The organism is Bradyrhizobium sp. ARR65 (genome assembly GCF_000472385.1).
Lineage (GTDB): Bacteria > Pseudomonadota > Alphaproteobacteria > Rhizobiales > Xanthobacteraceae > Bradyrhizobium.
The window spans coordinates 22,222-42,633 of the sequence record NZ_AWZU01000054.1; the positions used below are offsets into that span (position 1 = coordinate 22,222).

Below are 20,412 nucleotides of genomic sequence, written 5' to 3' on the forward strand. Positions count from 1 at the left end.
ACAGCGCGCTGGCGGCGGAGTTAAACTTTTGTAATAAAGGCCGTTGCCGAATGCGGCAGTTTATCGCAGGAGGACTTAAGTCCCTGCGGCGGCAAGAAATTACCTCGCCCGCCCCTGCGGCCGTCAGCTCGCCTTGACGCTTAAGATGAAGTCGTCGACTTCGCGTTTCAAGGTCTCGGCCTGTTGCGACAGATCGGCGGCCGCGTCGCGGGCTTCGCTTGCCATCCGTCCGGTTTCGGCCGAGGTCAGCGTGATCTGGCCGATGTGGTTGGAGACCTCCAGCGTGCCGTGGGCGGCGACCTGGACGCTCCTGGAGATATCCTCGGTCGAGTTCCGCTGCTGGGCGGTATCGACCTCGATGCCCGACATGATCGCGCTGATCTCCGATAGCGTATTCGAGATGTCGTCGATCGCGCTACGCGTCTCGGCGGTGATGCCCTGAATACTGGTGACCTGGGCGGAAATCTCCTCGGTCGCCTTGCTGGTCTGGTGCGCGAGATTCTTGACCTCGGAGGCGACCACCGCAAATCCCTTGCCGGCCTCCCCTGCCCGCGCCGCCTCGATGGTGGCGTTGAGCGCGAGCAGATTGGTCTGCGAAGCGATGGCCTGAACGAGCTGCACCACGGTGCCGATCTTCTCGGCCGCTCCGGAAAGCGTGTGAATGGTATCGCGGCTCTTCTCGGCCTGCGAGGCGGCGCCTTCGGCGCGCTGGGTGGCGTCGCTGACGCGCCGGCTGATGGTGCCGATGGACGTGGTCATCTGCTCGGTCGAGCCTGCCACCGTCTGCACGCTGGCGCTCGCCTGGCTTGCGGCCGTCGCGACCGCATTGGCCTTGCTGCTGGTTTCGTTGGCGACCCGGGAGAGCGTCTCCGCATTGCTCTTGAGGTGGACGGCGGAGGACGCAACGCTCGAGACGACGCTTGCCACCAGGCTGTTGAAGTTTTCGATCCTGCCGTCGAGATATTGGCTGCGCTCGCCCTGGCGCCTCGCTTCCAATAATTTCTGCTCGGTCAGACGCTGTCGCTCGATGCCGTTGGTCTTGAAGACCTCGAGCGCACCCGCCAACAGGCCGACTTCATTGGAGCCGCCCAATCCGGGAATCGGCGTGTCGTATTTCTGGTCGGCCACCTCCCGCATCGCATGCACGATGGCCGCGAGCGGCCGCATGATGCCGTTGCGAATGATGAAATAGGTCGTCAGACACACCGCGCCCGCCACGATCGAGATGGCGACGCAGGCCGTCAGGAAATAGGAAAACGCCGCCTGCGCCTGCTGGTAGATCTGCAGCGCGTGGTCGCGGCCCGGCCCGCTCAGCGCGTTGAATTCCGAAGAAAGCGAGGTGATCTCGTTGTTCAGATAGAGGACGGCAATGAAGCCGGAGCCGCCACCGATCGCGAGCAGGAACAGAAGGGAAGCAACGACCGCGCCGACCAGGAAGCGGATCGTCAACTTGCTATCGGAAGACATGAGGCAGCTCGGCAGGCATTCCAAAAACTGCCGCGAAACCTTTCAGACAGAAGTCAAAATTGCATGAAGGCCACGCCGCGGCGGATCATCCGGTTCAAGCCGCAGGCCTCCGTATGATTACGTAGGTGCCGACATCGAGCCGCGGGCGTGCTTGTTGCGAAGGAAAGCCACTCGCACCGGCTGACTTCACGACTTCTCGGCCGGCGCCTCGCCCGACATCAGCGCCGCAAGTCTCGCCTCTTCTTCCGCCGTCAGCGAAGCATTGGGCTGCGGCGCGGCCTTGGGCCGCCGTCTCGCGTTCATCCATAGTGCGAGACCGCCACCGAGAAACACCAGTGGCGGCACCAGCCAGAGCAGCAGGGTCTGCGGCTCGAAGCGCGGTTTCAAAAGGACGAACTCGCCATAGCGCGCCACCAGAAAATCGATCACCTGCGAATCGCTGTCCCCGGCCGCGATGCGCTCGCGGACCAGCAAACGGAGGTCGCGCGCGAGCGGCGCCTCCGAATCATCGATCGACTGGTTCTGGCAGACCATGCAGCGCAACTCGCGCGATAAGTTGCGCGCGCGCGCCTCCTTGGCCGGATCGGACATGACCTCGTCCGGCAACACCGCGTGCGCCGCCGACAAGCCGATCGCGGCGAACATGCAGAGGATGGCAAGGAGACGTCGCATCCAGTTCACTCCGCGGGCTGCAGGCCGCGCAGCGCCTTGGCCGGTTTGGGCACGCCAACGCGCAGCCGCCGGTCGGACAGCGACAACAGGCCGCCCAAGGCCATCAGCACGGGGCCGAACCAGATCAGAAGCACCAGCGGCTTGTGATAGATGCGTACGACGATGCCGCCGTCGGGCGTGGTGTCCCCGAGCGAGATGTAGAGCTGGCTGAGACCGCGCGAGAGCAGCGCGGCTTCCGTCGTCGACATGCCCCGCGTGGTGAAGTTCCGCTTCGATGGCGCCATCAGGCTGAGCGGCCTGCCGTTCGCGGCCACGCTGAACACGGCCGCCAGCTCGTGGTAGTTCGGCCCCTGCCGCTGCGTCAGGCCGTCGAGCGTGAACTGGTAGCCGGCCAGCGGGATGCTGTCGTGCGGCTTCATCGTGCCGATATATTCGCTGTTCCAGGTGGTCTCGCAGACGATGCCCATCAGGGCGATGCCGATGCCGGCATGGGCAAAGGCCGTGCCCCAGGCCGAGCGCGGCAATCCGCGGGCGCGTCGCACCGCGTTGGCAAGCGGCACGCGAAACAGGCCAATGCGTTCGGCGATATCGCTCGCCGCGCCGGCAATCACGAACACCGCAAGTCCGATCGCAAGCGGCGCCAGCGCACTGCCGCCGCGCGCCCAGGCCCAGGCGAACGCGACGCCCAAGACCGCGACGATGCCGGCGGCCATCAGCCGCTGCATGGCGCCAAACAGATCACCCCGCTTCCAGGCGAGCATTGGCCCGAAGGGCACCGCGATCATCAAGGGCACGAACAACGGCGCGAAGGTCAGGTTGAAAAACGGCGCGCCGACCGAAATCTTGTCGCCGGTCAGAACTTCCAGCGCTAACGGATAGAGCGTGCCGACAAAGACCGTGGCGCAGGCCGTGGTGAGAAACAGGTTGTTGAGGACCAGCGCGCCCTCGCGCGAGATCGGCGCAAACAGGCCGCCCTGCTTCAGCGAAGATGCCCGCCCCGCGAACAGCGTCAGGCTGCCGCCGATGAAGATGCAGAGGATCAGCAGGATGAACACGCCGCGGGTCGGATCGGTGGCAAACGCATGCACCGAGGTGAGCACGCCAGAGCGCACCAGGAAGGTGCCGAGCAGCGACAGCGAGAAGGTGAGGATCGACAGCAGGATCGTCCAGACCTTCAGCGCATTGCGCTTTTCCATCACCAGCGCCGAGTGCAAAAGCGCCGTGCCGGCGAGCCAGGGCATCAGGGAGGCGTTCTCGACCGGGTCCCAGAACCACCAGCCGCCCCAACCTAGCTCGTAGTAGGCCCAGTACGAGCCCATGGCGATGCCGAGCGTCAGGAATATCCAGGCGACCAGCGTCCAAGGCCGCACCCAGCGTGCCCAGGCCGCATCGATGCGACCTTCCAGCAGCGCGGCGATCGCGAACGAAAACGAGATCGAGAAACCGACATAGCCGAGATAGAGCATCGGCGGATGCAGCGCGAGCCCAATGTCCTGCAACACCGGATTGAGATCGCGTCCCTCCATCGGCGGATTGGGGATGCGCAGGAAGGGGTTCGAAGTGGTCAGAATGAACAGATAGAAAGCGCCGGCGATCCAGGCCTGCACGGCCAGCACGTGCGCGCGCAGCGAGAGCGGCAGGTTGTTGCCGAAAGCCGCGACCAGGCCGCCGAACAGCGCCAGAATCGAGACCCACAGCAGCATCGAGCCCTCGTGACTGCCCCACACGCCCGTGATCTTGTAGAGCAGTGGCTTTGCCGAATGCGAATTCTCATACACGTTGAGAACGGAGAAATCCGAGGTGACGTGTAACGTCACCAGCGCCGCGAACGCCAGGCCCGCGAACAGGAGCTGCGCCAGCGCGGTGGAGCGCGCGACGTTCATCAGCGCGGGATCGCGCCAGCGGGCGCCGAGCAGCGGCACGGTGGACTGGATGAGTGCAAGCCCGAGCGCCAGGACCAGCGCGTAATGTCCAGCTTCCGCGATCATCGCGTGGCCCCCTGTCCGGTTTGCACGTTCGCTTCGGAGGCCACCGCGCCCGCGGACTTGCCATAATCGCTATAGTCGTCCTTCCAATGGCCCTGCTTTTTCAGTGCATCCGCGACTTCCTTGGGCATGTATCGCTCGTCGTGCTTGGCAAGCACGGTATCGGCGCGGAAGACCCCGGAGCGATCAAGCGAGCCTTCGGCGACGACGCCCTGCCCCTCGCGGAACAGATCGGGGAGGATTCCCTTATATGTGACCGGCAACTTGTCCTTGCCGTCGGCCACCTCGAAGCGGACCGACAGATTATCACCGCGCATCAGCGAGCCCGGCTGCACCAATCCGCCGAGCCGGAACCGCCGGCCGGGAGCGATATGCTGTTCGGCGACCATGCTTGGCGTCGAGAAGAACACGATGGAGTCGCGCAGCGCATTGAGCACCAGCGCCGCGGCGATGCCGAGCACCGCGAGCGAACATCCGATAATGGTCAAACGCCGTTGCTTGCGCGTCATGCCTGATTTCTTTCACTCAGCGTGATGTTGCCCGAAGCCGGTTGCACATTTTTTCCTTCGGCATCACAGGTCTTTGTTGGCGCATGATGTGTTGGCGCATGATGTTGTCCGAAAACCGTTGCACATTTTTCGGCATCATGCGCTAGCCCTCGAGCCCGAGGTTCTTCAGGCCTTCGTTGAGCTGCCGCAATCTTTCGGCATCCTTGCCAACGGCTTGACGGGCATCCGTGAGCGCGCTTTTCGCCTTCTCGCGATCGCCCATCACCACATAGGCACGCACCAGCCGCAGCCAACCGTCGACGTCCTCGCCATTCTGCTTCAGCCGCGTTGCCAGCCGCTCGACCATGCCGCGGATCATCGTCTCGCGATCGGCTTCGCTCATGTTTTGCCCGGCAGCAGCCGCCTGGTCCGAGAGTGCGGGCGCAACCGGCTGGCCGACGCGCGCCAGCGCCTGCTGCACCAATGGACGCCAGGGGGCGTCGGCGGACGCCTTGTCCAGCATTGCGCGCCAGATCGAGGCGGCATCCGCCTTGCGGCCGTCCTGCTCCGCGGCAAGGCCAAGGAAATAATTCGCCTTCGGCTCGTCGGCATTCAGCGCATGCGCGCGCTCGAACTCGGCTTTTGCCTGGTCGGTGACCACGCCGCTGGCGGCGGCGGTCATTGCCTCGCCGAGATCGGCCCTGCGGTCCGCGCTCTCGCCATTATAGGTGATGGAGTTTCGGAACGCGCGGACCGCATCCTCATAGCGTCCGGTCCGCAACAGCACCGGCGCGAGAACGCTCCAGCCGCGGCCGTCAGTGGGGCTTTTCTCCAGGTGCCGCTCGACTTGCGCGACCAGACCATCAAGCGACTGAGCATCGGGCGCGTGGCTGCGCGCGGCCAACGGAAAATCGGGCAGTCGGGGCGAGCCCAGCGGCAGATAGACCGCGAACGCGACGGCCGGGAGCCCGACCAGGGCCAGCACGGCCGCCGCCCGGCGCAGCTTGTGGCTTGACTGCAGGGGCGCGTGGTCGGCCTGATCGGCGGCCGCCAGCAGGCGCCGTCCTATTTCCGTGCGCGCGGCATCGGCCTCGGCGGCAACGATGAGGCCTGCGGCGAGGTCCCGATCGATCTCGGCAAGCTGGTCCTTGTAAACGAAGGTCTCGCTGCCCTGGACCTGCGCGCGGCTGCGCAGGCCGAGCGGCAACAGCACGGCGAAGATCGCCGCGGCTGTCATGAGCGCGAACACAAACCACAGGGTCATCGAAGCGGGTTCCGGCAGGCGCAGCTCTTCGTGCACCATTGTGCCGCTTTACACCACGCCTCCAGAGGCCCGCAATTGACAATTATCAATTCGGCGTCACCGCGACTGAAGCCAAAAATCCAGCGGCGCTAGACGGTTAGCCAATATGAAACTCGGCGCTCCGGGCCGCGTCCTGACCGTGGGCGTTCAATGCCTTCAGATAATAGGTTCCCGGCCTGATCGTACCAGGCAGCTTGATCCTGAGCGCACCCGCCGGGACCGGCGACGATATCGTGGTCACCGGATAGGCCAACGCCGCCCCGCTTGCCTGCTCGACCAGCACCACTTTCGCTTTGATCATCAGGTTCCGGTAGGTCGCCGAGATCACGCCGTTCTCAAGGGCGACGAAATTGATGACTGGATGCATCTGCAAATTCGGCACTTCGCTTCGCGCGTGGACCGTACGTGTCCTTCCTCGCGCCGTCAACCTGAAATTGTAAATCTCGTTTAATACGACCTTTAGCTCGCCCGCGACGATTTCCGTTCCCCGGTCAGCGCACTTTCCGCCGCCCGGCTCATCAGCGCCGCATAGTCTTGGCCGAACAGGACCTCGCAGAATCTGATCGCCGCCGAAAACTGCATCTGCCGGTAGGCGCGCGCCCTGGCGTCGCCGCCGCGCAGGGATTGCACCAGGGCTCCAGTGGCCTGCTCGACATATTGCTGCAGGTCGGAATAGGTCCGCAACGTGACCTCGTTGATCGCAAGCTCGCTGGCATAGGTGCGGCAGACCGCGACGAAATCAATCAGGGCCGCGACCTCTTCGACCTCGGTGGCGTCGATCCGCGCACCGGCCACGATGTCCTTGTCCGCGCGCTGGCGCAGGATGCGCCGGACGCGGCCCGGCACGCTGTCAATTTCCGATTGCAGTGCGTTGGAAATATCGGTCCGGATCGAAGTGAGCTGTTTGCCCCAATTCGAATCGCTGCGCAGGTCCAGTTCCGTACGCAAGCCCCGCACCCCGTCATGCAGCGTTTTGAGATTCTCCCCCACATTGGCGAAATGGCCGCGCCGGATATCCGCGCGCAAGCCGGCCGCCAGGCAGGACAGATCATGCAGCGCGATGGTGACGGCCACGCCGTAGGGGGTCGCGGCGACCCTGATTTCATCGTCGGAGGCGGCCATCTTGATCGCGAGCCGGATGATCTGCCAGGGCGCGCTCAGGCGCAGCATCACCAGCGACAGCGCGAACGGCAACAGCAGCGGTGTCTGCAGCGAGGGGACATTGAGGGCTGAGGTCACCGCCGCGATTTGGGACTCTCCGAAGGCACGCAAATAGCCGGGCAGCCGTCCGTTGAGCGTATCCAGCGCATCACGGGCCTGCAGCGCCGCAGCCATCGGCAGCAGGTCTTCGATGACATTGGGCGGCCCGACCCGGCTCAACGCGCGTTGCTTGTCCCCGCCGGCCGCGGGTCCCGTGATCTTGAAGATGGCATCCGCGGCGGCAAGCTGAAGCTTGCGGACGGCGGTTTCCATGTGGGGCGAGCTTCGCCCGTCCCCGGTGCGGGCCAGCGCCGCCTCGAGTTCGCGGGCCTGCTCGGGCGCGCCCTCGCGGTGCAACCATTGCCACACCGGCGCAAGCGAGGTGCGGCGAATCTGGCCGGGGCGTACCGGCGCGCTGCCATCGGTCAGAAACGGCTCCAGGCAGCGGAACAGCAGCCGCGCCGGATCGTCGGTGCGGGGCTGCGTATCGTCGCCCTCGCGCACGATCTTGCGCAATTCTCCGAGCACAAAGCTGGCGACGACGGTATCCTCGCCGCGCTCCAGCGCACGCTCGAATTCGCGCATCAGCAGCGCCTGCGACCGCGGCGGAAGCTGCGCGAGATAATCCCTCAACCGTTCGTGTGATGTCTGGCTCATACGGGCGGGTCAGCACGTTCTGTCGCGCGGACGGTACGCGCGTCCGCCGCCCACCATAAGGGTCGCGGTGTTAAGAAGTCCTTTAGGATGAGAATTTGCACGGTGACGAAATCGTCAGAAGTGCTCACAGGCCGGGCAGCAACAGTTCAGCCCGCAAGCCGCCAATTGGCGCGGCGCCGAGGGATAGGCTGCCGCCATAAAGGGCGGCAAGATCCGTCACGATCGACAGCCCCAGTCCGGACCCCGGCTTGGACTCGTCAAGCCGCTGCCCGCGGCGGGAGACCTGGGCGCGCTCCGCGGCCGACAGGCCGCGCCCGTCGTCGTCGACGATGATCCGCAGCATGGGACCTGCGCCGGGCGCGGCCGGCCGCTCGACGATCACCTCGATGAAGACGCGTGAGGATGCCCATTTGCAGGCATTGTCGACGAGGTTGCCGGCCATCTCCTCGAGATCCTGCCGCTCGCCGCGAAACCTGGCTTGCGGATCGGCTTTGACCTCGATCGCAATGTCGCGGTCTCGATGGATCTTCTCCATCGTCCGCCGCAGCGCCTCGATCGTGGGCGCAACCTCGGTGACCGTCCCGACGATGGTGACGCGCGCGGCAATCCGGGCGCGCTCCAGGTGATGGGCGACCTGGTTGCGCATCACCTCGGCCTGCTCCAGGACCTTGCTCGCGAACGGGTCCGAGCCATGCGAGGACGCTTCGTTGACGATCACCGACAGCGGCGTCTTGATCGCGTGCGCGAGATTGCCGACATGGGTGCGGGCGCGTTCGACGATGCCGCGATTGGCGTCGATCAGCGCGTTGGTCTCGCGTGCGAGCGGCGCTATTTCCACCGGAAAATCGCCCTCCAGCCGCTCGGCGCGCCCGGAACGGATAGCGGCAATCGCCTCCGAGATGCGCTTGAGCGGCGCAAGCCCGAAGCGGACCTGGAAGATCGTGGTGAGCAGCAGCACGATGCCAAGCGCCGCGAAGGTGCCGCCGAGATAGTAATCGAAGCTGCGGGTCTCATCGAAAATCTCGCTGGCATCCCCTGCCACCGCAACCAGAAACTTGCCGTCGGCACCGAGATCGACCGGCCGTTCCACGATACGCAGCGTCTGGCCTTCCGGGCCGTCGACATAGCCGATGCGGATTCCGGCCGGTGTCAACTCGATGCCCTGGTCTTCGAGCTTGGGCAGTTTCTTGTCCCAGAGCGAGCGGGAGGCGCGCACCTCGGGCTTTTCGGAATCGGTGCGGGTGATCTGCCAATACCAGCCCGACAGCGGCAATTCGAACAGCGGCTCGCCCAAGGACTGGAACTGATGGTCCGGCGGCTCGTCCGGGGTTGCGACTTCCGCGATCAGCGTACGCAGATAAAGATTGAGCCGGCGGTCGAAGGCGCGCTCGGTGGCGTCTCTGTAGACGGAAGAGAGAATGAATCCGGTGATGATCAGGATCACCACCACCCAGGCGGTCGCGGAAAGAAACAGCCTGGTCGCGAGCGAACTGCGGCGCATGAGTCACAATAGCGAAAAGCGTGCCCGCAGGCCATGGCGGCGGTTGGGGATATCCGGCAGCATAGGACTGCCGCCGGACCTGCGCCACCCCGTCAGGCTCCGTTCGGCGGCGGCGCCAGCAGATAACCCAGCCCGCGGACGGTCTGGATGATGTCGACGTCCAGCTTCTTGCGGATGCGGCCCACGAACACCTCGATGGTGTTGGAGTCGCGATCAAAGTCCTGATCATAGAGATGCTCGACCAGCTCGGTGCGCGACACCACGCGCCCCGCATGGTGCATCAGATATTGCAGCAGGCGGTATTCATGCGAGGTCATCTTCACCGGATTGCCTGACACCGTGACCTTGCCGGTGCGGGTGTCGAGCGTGACCGGGCCGCAGGTGAGTTCGCTCTGCGCATGGCCGGTGGCGCGACGCAGCAGCGCGCGGATCCGTGCCAGCACCTCCTCGAGGTGAAAGGGCTTTGCCACATAGTCGTCAGCGCCCGCGTCGAAACCCTGCACCTTGTCACTCCAGCGGTCGCGGGCGGTCAGGATCAGGACCGGCATCGCGCGTCCGTTGCGGCGCCACGCCTCCAGCACCGAGATGCCATCCATCTTCGGCAAGCCGATGTCGAGCACCACCGCATCGTAGGGTTCGCTATCACCGAGGAAATGTCCCTCCTCGCCATCGAACGCGCGATCGACCACGTAGCCGGCGTCACTCAACGCGGTGGTGAGTTGACGGTTGAGATCCGGATCGTCCTCCACAACGAGCAGGCGCACGCTTGCCTCCAAAGGTGAACTGCACGGTTATGACATCAAGATGAACCTTGATGGCGTGAACCGTCCATGAACAGGCCAAGCCTGGCAACCTTACTTTTTCGTCATGAAAAGGGCGCGTCGGTGAGTTGTTTGACGCGCCCGGCCGCATGCCCTGCCTTCAACGCGGTAGTTAAACCGCGCAAGCGCGCATGGGAAGCCCCTGGTATGGCGGTACGCGTGTCGCGCCGCGACGCCTGCTCGGCCGGAGCACGATCGACTAGGTGCGGAAGAAGACGAACCAGACTACCGCAAGGATCAGAATCGCGAGCCCCAGCGACACCGCAAGCAAGGCGGCAACCGACGGGCCAGGCTCGCCCTGACGTGCCTCCGTCGGCGTTTCGACGATCTGACGTTGGTCTCGTGTCCTTGCCATCGCGCCCTCGATTCCGCGTTTGGGCTTCGCCCAAAGGCAGGATCAGCAATCCTTGCCGCCTGCCATGGGCAACGCCAGATGGCTGACGATGTTCCGCTTCTGCGGCGCGGCGATACGACGCCTGATGGCCCGTGGGCGATATTCCCAAAGCCCGCTGCAACGCACCCCGGGTTAACGTCGTTAGGAGATTGTTGGGTTCATTTGCTTGTTTCCCCGCCCCCCGGTGTTATCCTCACAGGTTGTCGTCCTGTGCGTTTTGGAGTGTGCCATGGCCCCCCGCGCCAACTGGAAGGGTTTTTTGCGGCTTTCTCTGGTGACCTGCCCGGTTGCGCTGTATCCGGCGACGTCGGACGCGGAGAAGGTCTCTTTCAACCAGATCAACAAGAAGACCGGCCACCGCATCAAATACACCAAGGTCGATGCCGATACGGGCGAGGAAGTCGCCAACGAGGACATCGTCAAGGGCTACAAGGTCGACACCGACACCTATATCGAGGTGACCAAGGAAGAGCTCGAGGATATCGCACTGGAATCGACGCACACCATCGAGATCGATGAGTTCGTGCCGAGGGCCGAGATCGACAGCCGCTATTTGATCCGCCCCTACTACCTCGTGCCCGACGGCAAGGTCGGCCATGATGCATTCGCGGTGATCCGCGAAACCGTGCGCAGCATGAACAAGGTAGCGATCGGCCGCGTGGTCCTGACCAACCGCGAGCACATCATCGCGCTGGAGCCGCTCGGCAAGGGCCTGATGGGCACGCTGTTGCGCTATCCTTACGAGGTGCGCGACGAGAAGGAATATTTCGACGACATCCAGGACGTCAAAGTCACCAAGGACATGCTGGATCTCGCCAAGCATATCGTCGAGAAGAAGTCCGCCGCGTTCGAGCCGGAGAATTTCGAGGACCATTACGAGGCGGCGCTGGTCGATCTCATCAACAAGAAACGCGCCGGCGTACGCATCCCGGCCAAGGCCGCGCCGAAGACCGGCGGCAACGTCATCAACCTGATGGACGCGCTCAAACGGAGCCTGGCGAGCACGGGCGAGAGCGCGCCTGCGGCCAAGCCGAAGGGCGGCAAGCGGGCGAAAAAACGCGTCGAAGGCCAGCGCGAAATGCTGCTGCCGATCAGCGGCAAGAAGCCCAAAGAAGAAGCGAAGAAGGAAGAGCCGAGGAAGGCCGAGAAGCCTGCGCGCGCCCCTGCCCGCTCAAGGAAGGCGGGCTGAGCCTTTTGGAACGAGTTCGCGCTCAGCGCCATCGTCGCGCGGCTCGCCGCGACGGGGCTGATCATTGAAGCGCGGTGTTTACATCACCGTATTTGGTGTTGAGCTGGCTACCGATGCCGCTGATGACGACCACAATGACGATGCTGATGCCGGCCGCGATCAGGCAATATTCGATGGCCGTCGCGCCGGATTGATCCGCCAGGAATTTCGCAATCAGCCTTCGCACATGAAACTCCTGCCACGTTTGCTGGCGGGATTCTCCCGCATCGGTCACGGCGGCGCAATCTAGAGTTGGAGAGATTTCCCCGAGGTTGAAAAACAGCCTCAACAGTCCGTTAATCTCGGCATCGGACTTTCGCAGAGGAACCGCATGCCTGGATGCTCCGCGAAACCATCGTTTGCAGCACTACGGGCCGCTTGGCGCTCTTCGGAGCGGATCGTTCCGGATGCAGGAATTACGAGGTCGACCGGCGCACCCGAATTTCCGATCGGCACCCGGGATGCATAGCAGGGCTTCGCAGTGAAAGCGCCGCCGCGCTTTACCGATCGCGAAAATCCTGTTCCTACTAGTCCTTCGAGAGGCCGAGCCGACAATCGGCCAGTTCTGGGAGAGACGGGCATGAAACTTGGCACCGCAATCGCGGAAATCCTCAAGCGCGAAGGCATCGAGATTCTCTGCGGCTATCCGGTCAACCATCTGATCGAATATGCCGCCAATGCCGACATCCGCCCGATCATGGTGCGTCAGGAACGCGTCGGGCTGCATATGGCGGACGCGATCTCGCGCGTTACTTCGGGTGAGAAGATCGGCGCCTTCTGCATGCAGCACGGCCCCGGCGCGGAAAACGCCATGGGCGGCGTCGCGCAATGCTTTGGCGAGTCCGTCCCGGTCCTGGTGCTGCCGATGGGCTATGCGCGCCGGCTTGCGAATGTCGAGCCGAACTTCAACTCCAGCCAGGCCATGAAGGCGTTCTCGAAATCCTCCGAAGCAATCTTCCTGGCGAGCGAAGTCGGCAACATCTTCCGCCGCGCTTTCACGAAGCTGAAGAACGGCCGCGGCGGACCTGTCATCGTCGAAATCCCCTCCGACATGTGGAATGAGGAGGTGCCCGAGCCTTTGAACTACACGCCGGTGCTGCGCACGCGCTACGGCGCCGACCCCGCCCACATCAAGGAGGCCGCCGCGCTGCTGATCAATGCGAAGCGCCCGGTGATCTACGCCGGCCAGGGCGTGCACTACGCGCGCGCCTGGCCGCAGCTCCGCCGGCTCGCCGAGCGGCTCGCCATTCCCGTGACCACGAGCTTGGGCGGGAAATCGTCCTTCCCCGAGACCCATCCGCTCTCGCTCGGCTCCGGCGGACTCGCCGTGCCGCGCGCCGTGCCGAAATTCCTGGGCGAAGCCGACGTGATCTTCGGCATCGGCTGCTCGTTCACCGAAACCAATTTCGGCATCGCCATGCCTAAGGGCAAGACGATCATTCATTCGACGCTCGATCCCAACCATCTCAACAAGGATGTGGAAGCCAAGATCGGCCTGGTCGGCGATGCCGGCCTCGTGCTCGATGCGCTGCTCGACGAGATCGGCAAGACCGTGACCGCAGATCGCGACCCGAGCGGCGTCGCCGCCGAGATCGCCGCCTCGCATCGGGAGTGGCTGGCGAAATGGATGCCCAAGCTCACCTCCAACGACGCGCCGCTCAATCCCTATCGCGTGCTCTGGGATCTGCAGCGCACGGTCGACGTGAAAAACACCATCATCACGCACGACGCCGGCAGTCCGCGCGACCAGCTCTCGCCGTTCTGGAAAGCGGTCGAGCCGCTCTCCTATCTCGGCTGGGGCAAGACCACCCAGCTCGGCTACGGCCTCGGCCTTGCCATGGGCGCCAAGCTGGCAAAACCGGACAAGCTCTGCATCAATATCTGGGGCGATGCCGCGATCGGTTTTACGGGAATGGATTTCGAGACCGCGGTGCGCGAGCGGATCCCGATCATGTCGATCCTGCTGAACAACTTTTCCATGGCGATCGAGCTGAAGGTGATGCCGATCTCGACCGAGAAATACCGCTCGACCGACATCTCCGGCGACTATGCCGCGATGGCGCGCGCCTTCGGCGGCTACGGCGAGCGCGTCACCCGCCCCGAAGAAATCGTCCCCGCGATCAAGCGAGGCATCGAGAAGACGCAAGCCGGCATTCCCGTGCTGCTCGAGTTCATCACCAGCAAGGAGACCGAGGTCGCGCGGCCGGGGACGTGAGGGTCGAGTTCGCCGGTCGAAGACGCGGCGAACTCGCATTCGCACACTTTTCTAGTCCGGTTTTCAAGCAGCCACTCCGCTGTCATCGTCCGGATTGCCGCCTCCGCCAAAGCTCCGGCGCCCCCTGGACTCGTGAGCCTCCTCGAAGCCTTTGGGGAAGACGGGATCGGACGATCCAGCATTCCAGAAACTTCGGTGTTCAACAGAGAAGCCGCAGCGTACTGGATGCCCGCTTTCGCCGGCATGACGAAAGGTATGACTGCGCATCCTCGCGGGGCATTGTCCGCCGAGCTTTGCATCGACCTCTACATGGGTGCCAAATGGAGGCCCGTAGCGAACCGGCGCGCTCGCACTGATCCGCTCTGAGGCCTTTTTCATCACCCGATCGGGTGATGTTTTCTAGACGTAAAAAATTCGTCACGATTGTCGCGTCATGATATGCAGACGCTTGGAGCCGCTCGCGCGACGAGCAATGCCTGGCGTCAGCAAGAATGCGCTCGGGCTGATGTCCGGACCGGCTTCCGCTTGTGATGCTCAGTACAACTCGGCTGCGGCCGATGACGGTCCGCGGCGTGTGATAGGCCGTCGATCCATGCCATGCCCTGGCTATACCGACGTTGTCACTGCCATCTATCAGGCGGCGCTACGGCCGGAACTCTGGGCCGGAGTGCTGGAGCTTGTCGCCGACTACCTTGAGGTTGACAGCGGGATGGTGCTGCACCTCTGCGCATCGCGGAACGGCAACTTCATCGTCCACCGGCGCCTGCGTGAGGACCTGAACGAGCTCTTTCTGCAGCAGCACACCGCGAATGCCTATGGCTTCGCCTTCGCGCGCGCTCCGATCGGCAAGGCGCTCGTGACGGCAGCGCTCATCGACAAAGAGGTCCTGCACCGCAGCGCCTTCTACGCCGACATTCTCGCGCCACAAGGAATCGTGGAGATCATCGCCGCAAGGCATTCCGATCTATCTCGGGAGGGCGCCGGCGGCATCCTGTTCAATGTTTCGAAGCCGCGGGCGGACAACGTCGAGCGCGCGGCGACACGTCTCGACGATCTGATCTCACATCTGTTCCGCGCCATCGATCTCACGCTGCTGACGAGCCGATTGAATGCCAGCCAGTTACAGGTCGATCGCCTGCTCGCCAGCATCGGGAATGCCATCGTTCTTTTGGACGGCGACGGCAGCATTCTGGGGATGACAGCGGCGGCCGAGACGCTGCTCGGTGAGCGCGACGGGCTCGTGATTATCAAGCGTGGCCAGCTCACTCTCGGCGCGCAGTCGCGCCAGCATTCCGCAGCGCTCGCGAGCAGCATCAAGCAGGCGCTTGCGGTGGCCCGCGGCGAGCCGCAGAATCTCGCGGGCATATTGCAGATCAAGCGTCCGTCCGGCCGAAGTGCGCTGCTGGTGCAGGTGACGCCTTTACCGGCTCCGGCCCTGGCGCCATGGAGCGCGATCGACGGCAGCGCGCGCGTGATGGTCCAGATCGTCGACCCGCAGGCCTCTATTCATGCTCAGGCAGAACGGCTGCGCGTGCTGGTGGGACTGACCCCCGCCGAGACGCGCGTTGCCGCGCTGTTAGGGAGCGGCCTCGGCCTCACCGAAACTGCAACCGCGCTCGGCGTGTCATTGAACACAGTGAAAACGCACGCCCGTCAGGTGTTCGCCAAAGCCGGCGTACGCTCCTCCGCCGCCCTGGCAAGGCTCGTGGCATCGATCCCGGTCGGGCCGACGCCCATCTCCAAGAGCTCGTAGCTTCGAAAGCCGGGCTCGGTTCGACTCTTTGCGCTGCGTCGGGAGACGACGCATTCGCCCTCCTCGCCATGAGGGTTTACTGACGCAGTAAGATCAGGACGGCGAATATCCATGTCGTCACCCGTTGGGGTGATGACGGACGGAACGCCTCCGCTCATCCTGGCGACGATTAATCGCCCGCCTTTTCGAACAAGGGACGTCTGCCGTGCGGTGGGTAGATTTCGCCGGTTATTTGCCTCGTCGCTCGTTTTCTTGACCTTTTACATGAAGGACATGGTCGCGCTTCGGTTGATCGCGCTTTGCAGCAACGTCGCGTTCCTTATCTATGCAGGGCTGCTTCATCTGGCGCCGATTTTGATCCTACACAGCCTCTTGATCCCGATCAATGCGCGCAGACTGCTATGCGCGTGGCGGGACCAGCAGGCCGGACCGAGCCAGCGTGCGCGGCGGGTCTAGCTGCCGCCTCTTCGGCTGCAGAAATCAATCCTGGCTGATGGATGCCGATTGACTGTTTGCAAGCCTGAGATCTCTCCAGGCGAAAGCCGAACCACGTCTTGGCCGGAACCGGTTGATCCGCAGGCCGGACGTTACCCCGGCGGCTATCCACCCTGGCCAGCCGGCGCGCGTCGCCGGGCGATCGTTGGCGTGACTTCAGAGTAGCTTCACCAGGAGCGGAGACGCTCCTCTGCGGACCAATCAATCTAGCACAGGGGAATCGGCTTCCGGCACTTTCCCGAACAGTGTACAATCTCTGCACGTATGGCTCATCCGAGCGCAACCGGTCGGCTTCAGACCAGCAGGAGAGAGCAATGACGGATCAGGTCCAATGGCACCTTTCCGGTGACTATTTCGAGAATTGTAGCTGCAGCGTCGTGTGTCCCTGCCTCGTGTCGGCAGCCGCCCCCCTGACCGCGCAACCGACCGAGGGCTTCTGCAATGTGCCGCTGCTTTTCCACATCGACAGCGGCCGCTATGGCGACATCGCGCTCGACGACCTCAATGTGGCGGTCATGCTCCACGCGCCCGGGGTGATGGCGGACGGAAATTGGTCGGTGGCCGCCTATATCGATGAGCGCGCCGACGACAAGCAGACCAAGGCCCTGGGTGCGATCTTTACTGGCGCGGCCGGGGGACCCATGGCTGCGTTCACACCGCTGATCAGCACGAACCTGGGCGTGCGGAAGGTCCCAATCACATTCCGGATCGACGGCAAGACCCGCTCCGCCGAAATCCCGGGCATTTTGCACATGTCCGTCGATCCGCTGCCGACCATGCATCCCAGTGGGGAGATGTGGGCGAACATCGGCCATCCGGTCAGCCCTGATAGGATGGCGATGGCCGTCGGAGCCAGCGGCAACACGTACAACGATCACGGCATGCGCTGGGATAATTCCGGCAAGAACGGCCTCTACGCTTCCATCCGCTGGTCGAACCAGTCGTGAAGCATGTTGCGGCACGGTCCGTCGGCCGGACCGGTGAGATTCACAGCATATGACCGACGGCACCCTGGAAACGGTGCTGCGGCGGGATCGCCTCATCGTTGCGGGCGCCCTCGCGGCGATCGTTGCGCTTGCGTGGACCTATGTGCTCTGGCTCGCCAACGACATGGACATGGGCGGCATGGACATGACCGGGTTCCGCATGATCCCGGCCGGGATTGGCATCATGTTGCCGGCCAACGAGCCATGGCGAGCGATCGAGTTCGGCTATGTGTTTGCCATGTGGGCGGTGATGATGGTCGGCATGATGGCGCCGTCCGCGGCGCCGATGATCCTCATCTACGCCCGCGTCGGCCGGCAGGGAAAGATCGCGGGCAAGCCGCTTGCCGCGACCGGCTGGTTCGCCGCCGGCTACTTCCTGGCCTGGATCGGCTTTTCCCTGGCGGCAACGCTGGTCCAATGGATGCTGGAACGCGAGGCCCTGCTCGATCCCCGCATGGCAAGCGCCAGCAATTGGCTCGGCGCCGTCGTGCTGATCGCGGCGGGCGTCTACCAGTGGACGCCGCTCAAGGACGTTTGCCTCGCCCAATGCCGGACCCCATTCGGATTCCTGATGCGCCACGGCGGCTTTCGCGGCGATGTGCCGGGATGCCTGTGGCTGGGGCTGCGCCACGGAGCCTATTGCGTCGGCTGCTGCTGGGTCCTGATGGCGCTCCTGTTCGTGGTCGGCGTGATGAACGTGCTCTGGATCGCGCTCCTGGCGCTGCTTGTGCTTCTGGAGAAGCTTACGCCATGGGGACGGTGGGTCGCGCGCGCCGCCGGCGTTGCCTGTGTCGCCGCGGGAGTGTGGATGGCGTCTTCGGCGCCGGCAGCAGCGGCCTCCGCAGGCGAACGCGCCTCTGCCCCTACTCTGCCATCTCCACTGGCGCTCGCGTCGCAGGGCCGGCCAGCGGCCGCTCCTCCATAGCGATCATGCAGACCGCCGCGATGGCAAGCATGATGGTGGCCGCGGCGTAGACGTAGCGGAAGGCCATGACCATGTCGCCGGCCGAGATCGAACCGACGAAACCCTGGTGCTCGCCGGCGAGCGAAATATCCGACCCCAGCGCCATCAACAGGATCGCCGAGAACACTGCCACTGTGAAGGACGACATCATGGCGCGGAAGAAGTTCATTGCGCCGGTGATGGTGCCGACCTGCGAGCGCGGCACCGCGTTTTGCAACGCAACCACGGTGATCGGAAACACGGTGCCGAGGCCGACGCCGAAGACCGAGAGCAACACCAAAAGAAGCCACAGCGGGAGCGTGGTCAGCGTCATCACCGCGCCGGCCAAGGTGGCGATGATCGCGCCTGCGATCGCCACCCGCTTGTAGTGCTTGACCCGCGCCATGGTGCGCCCGGCGGTCGCCGCGCCCAATGTCGAGATCGCCGCCAGCGGAATGAGCCCAAGCCCGGCCTCGCTGGCGCTCAAATGATAGACCACCTCGTAATAGAGCGGCAGATGGACGGTCAACCCGATCATCGCACCGAGCGCACAGCCGCTGGTGACCAATCCGTAAGGCACGACCGAGCCGCCGATCAGCGACAACGGCAGGAACGGCTCGTCGGTCCGCCCCGCCTGCCAGACAAAGGCCAGCGCGAGCGCCACCCCCGCCCCGACCATCGCCAGGATCGCCGGGGAGAGCCACTGGTAGCGGTTGCCGCCCCAGGTCAGCACCAGCATGAAGGCCACGGCCGAGGCCATCAGCAGCACGCCGCCGAGCCAGTCGACCTTGCGCAGCCGGTGATAGACCGGAATCTTGCCCATCTTCGGCAACAGCAGCGCAAGGGCGGCAAGCGCCAGCGGCACGTTGATCCAGAAGATCATCGACCAGTGCAGATGGTCGGCGAAAATGCCCCCCAGAACCGGCCCGCTGAGGCCGGCGATCATCCAGACCGCACTGAAATAGGCCTGGTATTGGCCGCGCTCCCTCGGGCTCACCACGTCGGAGATCACCGTCTGCACCACCGGCATGATGCCGCCGCCACCAAGCCCCTGCAGCCCACGGGCGAGGATCAGGATGGGCATGTTCGCCGCCAACGCACACAGCACCGAGCCGGCCACGAACAGGCTCAAGGACACGATGATCATGACGCGCCGGCCATAGATGTCGCTCAGCGTACCGAACACCGGCGCGACCGCGGTCGAGGCCAGAAGATAGGCGGTGATCACCCAGGATAGGCTGGAGACATCCTGGAACTGGCGGCCGATGGTCGGCAGCGCGGTGGCGACGATGGTCTGGTCCAGCGCGGCCAGGAACATCGTCAGCAAGAGGCTCATCAGGATGGTGCGCACCTCGCGCTGCGTCAGCGGGGCGCGCGGCGCGATCGACGGGGCGTCGGCAACAGCCATCACCCGGTGCGGGAGTTCCGGCAGCTCGGCCGCGATGTCGGCAGGCAAGGAAGCGAAGGCGGCAGGTTGATGTCCCCGCCGGTCAAACTTGTTCATCTCGGAATATTTTATTCGGAAGCGCCAGAGGAACGGCGCGGAATCGCTAACTCGCCGCCAATTTAGGAACTAAACCCAGCGCGAGGCAGCGCCTTATGCGCATGGGAGGGTCCCACCTGAAACCCTTCGCGAGCAAGTGATCGCAGGACTGCGGCGGCCGTTCAGCTACGGTTCAGCTCTTGTCAGCTCTTCGGCCGCTTCTTCAGCCGGGCACGCTTGGGCAGCAGCGCCGGCCAGCTCACGATGTGATCTTCGAGATCGGCGTCGGGGATCTCCTCCTCGGTGCCCTCCACCCGTCCGCGCACCGAAACCCCGGCTTCATGCACCGTGTTGGGGTCGCCGGAGATCAGCGGATGCCACCAATAGAGATCGCGCCCCTCGGCCACCAGCCGGTAACCACAGCTCGGCGGCAGCCAATTGAGGGTGCGCACATTCTCAGGCGTTAAGCGAACGCAATCCGGAACCCGTTTGGAACGGTTTGCGTAATCCTTGCAAGTGCATAGGCCGGCATCCAGAAGTTTGCAGGAAACATGCGTGAAATAGATCCGCCCGGTGTCTTCATCCTCCAGTTTCTCCAGGCAGCAGCGCGCGCAGCCGTCGCAGAGGCTTTCCCATTCGGCCGCAGACATCTCCTCCAACGTCTTGGTTTTCCAGAAAAATCCCTCTTGGGCCGAGGAGCGTTTGGGCGGCGCAGTCATGCGAAGCGGTTCCGGCGTAACGTGAAAGAGTTGGCGGCTCACCTGAGGTCGTCAGACCAGGCCGCGGGCGCGGGCTTATCACCCGCACGGCAGCTTGAATGG

At 64.1% G+C, this 20,412-nt stretch carries 18 protein-coding genes; 5 read left to right on the forward strand and 13 right to left on the reverse strand.

Annotated elements, in window-relative coordinates:
* Window positions 1-123 precede the first annotated feature (123 nt).
* The 10 genes from F758_RS0136380 to F758_RS51185 form a co-directional block, all read right to left on the reverse strand.
* Window positions 124-1,467, reverse strand: coding sequence for a methyl-accepting chemotaxis protein (locus F758_RS0136380; protein WP_024512463.1), 1,344 nt, complete (start codon window positions 1,465-1,467; stop codon window positions 124-126).
* Window positions 1,468-1,653: 186 nt separating this feature from the next.
* Entirely contained in the window at window positions 1,654-2,139 is a 486-nt protein-coding gene (locus F758_RS0136385) for a cytochrome c-type biogenesis protein (protein WP_024512464.1), read from the reverse strand.
* Between the two features lie 5 nt (window positions 2,140-2,144).
* Entirely contained in the window at window positions 2,145-4,127 is a 1,983-nt protein-coding gene (locus tag F758_RS0136390) for a heme lyase CcmF/NrfE family subunit (protein ID WP_024512465.1), read from the reverse strand.
* Complete coding sequence (ccmE, locus tag F758_RS0136395; RefSeq protein ID WP_024512466.1) at window positions 4,124-4,633, reverse strand: cytochrome c maturation protein CcmE; 510 nt, start codon at window positions 4,631-4,633, stop codon at window positions 4,124-4,126. The genes F758_RS0136390 and ccmE overlap by 4 nt, the downstream gene beginning before the upstream one ends.
* Window positions 4,634-4,775: 142 nt before the next feature.
* Window positions 4,776-5,876: a c-type cytochrome biogenesis protein CcmI gene (gene ccmI / locus F758_RS0136400; RefSeq protein WP_024512467.1), complete on the reverse strand. Its 1,101-nt coding sequence runs from the start codon at window positions 5,874-5,876 to the stop codon at window positions 4,776-4,778.
* Window positions 5,877-6,012: 136 nt separating this feature from the next.
* The gene (locus F758_RS0136405) at window positions 6,013-6,282 is read right to left on the reverse strand and encodes a hypothetical protein (protein ID WP_024512468.1); all 270 of its coding nucleotides are present in this window, start codon (window positions 6,280-6,282) and stop codon (window positions 6,013-6,015) included.
* Window positions 6,283-6,374: 92 nt separating this feature from the next.
* Window positions 6,375-7,772, reverse strand: coding sequence for a hypothetical protein (locus F758_RS0136410; protein WP_024512469.1), 1,398 nt, complete (start codon window positions 7,770-7,772; stop codon window positions 6,375-6,377).
* Window positions 7,773-7,896: 124 nt separating this feature from the next.
* A complete protein-coding gene (locus tag F758_RS0136415; RefSeq protein ID WP_024512470.1) occupies window positions 7,897-9,273 on the reverse strand; it encodes a sensor histidine kinase in 1,377 nt (458 codons plus the stop codon).
* Between the two features lie 92 nt (window positions 9,274-9,365).
* Complete coding sequence (locus F758_RS0136420) at window positions 9,366-10,037, reverse strand: response regulator transcription factor (RefSeq protein WP_024512471.1); 672 nt, start codon at window positions 10,035-10,037, stop codon at window positions 9,366-9,368.
* Window positions 10,038-10,293: 256 nt separating this feature from the next.
* Window positions 10,294-10,449, reverse strand: coding sequence for a hypothetical protein (locus F758_RS51185; protein WP_198026648.1), 156 nt, complete (start codon window positions 10,447-10,449; stop codon window positions 10,294-10,296).
* 268 nt (window positions 10,450-10,717) lie between these two features.
* Between F758_RS51185 and ku the strand changes: the two genes are divergently transcribed.
* The gene (gene ku, locus F758_RS0136430; RefSeq protein ID WP_024512472.1) at window positions 10,718-11,677 is read left to right on the forward strand and encodes a non-homologous end joining protein Ku; all 960 of its coding nucleotides are present in this window, start codon (window positions 10,718-10,720) and stop codon (window positions 11,675-11,677) included.
* 61 nt (window positions 11,678-11,738) lie between these two features.
* On the opposite strand, the gene F758_RS0136435 is transcribed toward ku, so the two are convergent.
* Window positions 11,739-11,903, reverse strand: a complete 165-nt coding sequence (locus F758_RS0136435) for a Flp family type IVb pilin (RefSeq protein WP_024512473.1) — start codon at window positions 11,901-11,903, stop codon at window positions 11,739-11,741.
* Window positions 11,904-12,296: 393 nt separating this feature from the next.
* On the opposite strand from F758_RS0136435, the gene F758_RS0136440 reads away from it, so the two are divergent.
* The 4 genes from F758_RS0136440 (at window position 12,297) to F758_RS0136465 (ending at window position 18,090) form a co-directional block, all read left to right on the forward strand.
* Window positions 12,297-13,931 (forward strand): thiamine pyrophosphate-requiring protein, encoded by a 1,635-nt coding sequence (locus F758_RS0136440; RefSeq protein ID WP_024512474.1) that lies wholly within the window; start codon window positions 12,297-12,299, stop codon window positions 13,929-13,931.
* Window positions 13,932-14,523: 592 nt separating this feature from the next.
* Window positions 14,524-15,684 carry a helix-turn-helix transcriptional regulator gene (locus F758_RS0136450; protein WP_035724332.1) on the forward strand — a complete coding sequence of 387 codons (1,161 nt, stop codon included), beginning with the start codon at window positions 14,524-14,526 and terminating at the stop codon, window positions 15,682-15,684.
* Between the two features lie 809 nt (window positions 15,685-16,493).
* Entirely contained in the window at window positions 16,494-17,126 is a 633-nt protein-coding gene (locus F758_RS0136460) for a DUF1326 domain-containing protein (RefSeq protein ID WP_024512477.1), read from the forward strand.
* Between the two features lie 49 nt (window positions 17,127-17,175).
* The gene (locus F758_RS0136465) at window positions 17,176-18,090 is read left to right on the forward strand and encodes a DUF2182 domain-containing protein (RefSeq protein WP_024512478.1); all 915 of its coding nucleotides are present in this window, start codon (window positions 17,176-17,178) and stop codon (window positions 18,088-18,090) included.
* Here F758_RS0136465 and F758_RS0136470 read toward each other — a convergent pair.
* Window positions 18,029-19,612, reverse strand: a complete 1,584-nt coding sequence (locus tag F758_RS0136470; protein WP_024512479.1) for an MDR family MFS transporter — start codon at window positions 19,610-19,612, stop codon at window positions 18,029-18,031. The genes F758_RS0136465 and F758_RS0136470 overlap by 62 nt on opposite strands.
* A gap of 182 nt (window positions 19,613-19,794) precedes the next feature.
* Entirely contained in the window at window positions 19,795-20,310 is a 516-nt protein-coding gene (locus F758_RS0136475; RefSeq protein ID WP_024512480.1) for a YcgN family cysteine cluster protein, read from the reverse strand.
* Window positions 20,311-20,412 lie beyond the last annotated feature (102 nt).